This window comes from Enterococcus sp. 3H8_DIV0648, assembly GCF_002140655.1.
GTDB classification, from domain to species: domain Bacteria; phylum Bacillota; class Bacilli; order Lactobacillales; family Enterococcaceae; genus Enterococcus_A; species Enterococcus_A hulanensis.
Genome location: NZ_NGLG01000001.1, coordinates 850,078 through 852,645, shown reverse-complemented (window position 1 = coordinate 852,645; position 2,568 = coordinate 850,078). Strand labels below are relative to the sequence as shown.

Genomic DNA, 2,568 nt, shown 5'->3' with positions numbered 1-2,568 from the left:
ATTATTAAATGCCCCTACCTAACATTATATTATAATAAGATTTAAAATAGAAGATAAAATTTTCAATTCTTTAAAATAATTCATTTTTTCGTCAATAAATAACATTTATTATTTTCATAATCTGTTTTTTTGACAAATAATAAAGAATTTCTTTTATGCTTCTTTCCTTATGTTTGCCTTTTGACAAAATAATCGTTAGGCTAATGGTGGTAAAGAAAAATGAAGAGCAATGGGCTTTAAACAGTAAAAAATCACATGCTTTGGGAGGTCGAATAATGATTGATATAAAAATGCTGGCGATGATCTTTTTTATCAATTTTGCATACGTCACATTAAATACACTCCGTTTTATGCTTACAATGAAAGGCTACCGCATATTAGCGCCTTTGATGAGTATGGTTGAGATTACTATCTATATACTCGGACTTTCACTGGTTCTGGATCGCTTAGATAATCCCCTCAACCTGCTGACCTACGCATTGGGTTATGCCATCGGTATCAGTGTTGGAATAAAAATCGAGGATAAGTTAGCATTAGGCTACATCATGGTCACAGTCATTTTACCGACAAATACGGATCAGGAAGCAAGCCTGCCGCGCTTTCTTAGGGAGAACGGCTATGGTGTCACGCAATCTTACGGTGAAGGACTAGAAGGCGGACGAATGGTCTTAGAAATTTTATCGCCGCGTAAAAATGAACGCTCACTCTATGCCTTGATCAAAGAAGTTGAGGAACGGGCTTTTATTATCTCTTATGAACCAAAATATATTTCCGGCGGATTTTGGACGAAAAAAGTTCGTAAACGGCAAAAAAACAGCTTGAAGCCCTAGCTTCAAGCTGTTTTTACCAGATAAATTTGATTAATTGTTTTTCCAACTTAGCGCTTTTAGTTATTGCTGAGTGTCCCCCGCTTTTTCCTGTGACCGTCAGCTCCTGATAACTTCTCGCATGTTTTTGGAATAATAGGCGCAGAGCAAAGGCGCTGTGGGTGGATACTGAGCCGTCGCTTTCTGTTCCATCCTTCAAATCCCCAGCTACATCAAGCACATGCAGATTCGTCGGCAATTGATTCATCGCCTGATCAAAATATTGATAGATCGGAGTCTCCCCGCTTGGTCCTTTTTCTGTTAATTCATAGGCAAAAATCTCTTCGGTATCCTCAGCGATCTCTAAATCATTGAATGGTGCCGCAATCGCAACAAAATGCTCGGTAATCGGTGTCTTCTCTCCAGCATACTCTAATAAGTAGCGTAACGAAGAAACGCCGCCCATAGAATGACTGACAAGATTGACGCGCCTAACCTTCTTTTGGTACAAGTAACGCATGACTTTATCAATCCATTTACTCTGAGTAATTTCATCAGTCACGTCCTTTGCAAAAAGAACCATGATAGTTGGATTATCGTTCCTATTCTTTAATTTTCCTTCAATGCTCAGCTTGCCATCTTTTTGCACCACAATGGTCATTTCACGCTTCGCAACATTTTCTCGTTCAAATCGCCGCAAAAGCGGACCAAAAGAAAAAGAATTCCCTTCATAGCCATGAATAAAAACGGTCGGAACATTTGAATAATGAACATCTTTTTGTTTTACCAGTGTGCCAGGACTAAAGTAACGTACCTTCGCATAAAAAATCCCCCCAAACACTAATAAAAAACTTACAACCAAAATGATTCCCTTAATAATTCGTTGCATTCACTCATGCCTTCTTTTTTATTAAATAAGTAAAACTTTCTCTTTCGCCTAATAATCTTTCCGTTAATTGCTGAATAAAAAAGAAGCGTGTTCTCTTATCCATTTTCTGAACAAAATCTGGTGAAATGGTCTTAGTGTAAAACGGTATGTTCAACTGCCATTCAGGGCGAGAAGTAATCACCTGCGTTGTTAACAGACTATCCAAAAAGATTGATTCTCTTCTTGGTTTCTTCCCAATAATCACTTGATCAAGAATCAAACTTAATTGATTGCTGAAAAATTCCGGATTCACATCGCCGATCAACGCTGCCAGATTCGGAAATAACTTTGGTTGATCTATATTCTCAAAATAATTTGGCAAAGTTTCCGCGAGTTTTTCTCCGCGATTAATCGTCACCAATTGAAAGTGTGAATTTTCCAATCGATTAGATATCGGTAACATGAAATCAATCGCTATTGTATCGCTTAACTCAGCAAGGCGCAGTTCTTCCCCTAACCAAACTAGTAATTCTTCAGTTGTGTACTTATTATTAGCTGTTTGAATAAATTTCTCAACTAATTCAGTCGTCGGATATTCTGTTACTGTCGTTAAAGAAAGCTGGTAACGTCGATCTTGACGGGACACAATATCATTATCAATCAAAAAATCTAGATTCTTATCTAGATGCTTTTGATTCGGAAAGTTTTTTCGAATCTCACGCAAGATCACCGGCTCTTGGAATTCTAGAAAATAATTCAACAATTCTTGGATTTCAGTACGCTGTAAAGATTGCTGAAGTTTTTTATTATAAGTATAGATTTGCATCTCAAGCTCCTCTCTCGTTGGTATTTTTTTAACGTAAAAACAAAAATAGTATACAGGCCTCTGCTATT

At 37.2% G+C, this 2,568-nt stretch carries 3 protein-coding genes; 1 reads left to right on the top strand and 2 read right to left on the bottom strand.

From position 1 onward, the window contains the following. Window positions 1-275: 275 nt before the first annotated feature. Entirely contained in the window at window positions 276-830 is a 555-nt protein-coding gene (locus A5875_RS03950; protein ID WP_088932401.1) for a DUF2179 domain-containing protein, read from the top strand. 13 nt (window positions 831-843) lie between these two features. Here A5875_RS03950 and A5875_RS03945 read toward each other — a convergent pair whose 3' ends face one another. Further along, complete coding sequence (locus A5875_RS03945; RefSeq protein ID WP_088932400.1) at window positions 844-1,695, bottom strand: alpha/beta hydrolase; 852 nt, start codon at window positions 1,693-1,695, stop codon at window positions 844-846. A 4-nt stretch (window positions 1,696-1,699) separates the two neighbouring features. Then, a complete protein-coding gene (locus A5875_RS03940) occupies window positions 1,700-2,500 on the bottom strand; it encodes a DUF1803 domain-containing protein (protein ID WP_088932399.1) in 801 nt (266 codons plus the stop codon). Window positions 2,501-2,568 lie beyond the last annotated feature (68 nt).

Bases quoted from the DNA above. Each gene is read 5' to 3' on its own strand.
- A5875_RS03940 (WP_088932399.1), bottom strand. From the start codon at position 2,500: ATGCAAATCTATACTTATAATAAAAAACTTCAGCAATCTTTACAGCGT.
- A5875_RS03945 (WP_088932400.1), bottom strand. From the start codon at position 1,695: ATGCAACGAATTATTAAGGGAATCATTTTGGTTGTAAGTTTTTTATTA.
- A5875_RS03950 (WP_088932401.1), top strand. From the start codon at position 276: ATGATTGATATAAAAATGCTGGCGATGATCTTTTTTATCAATTTTGCA.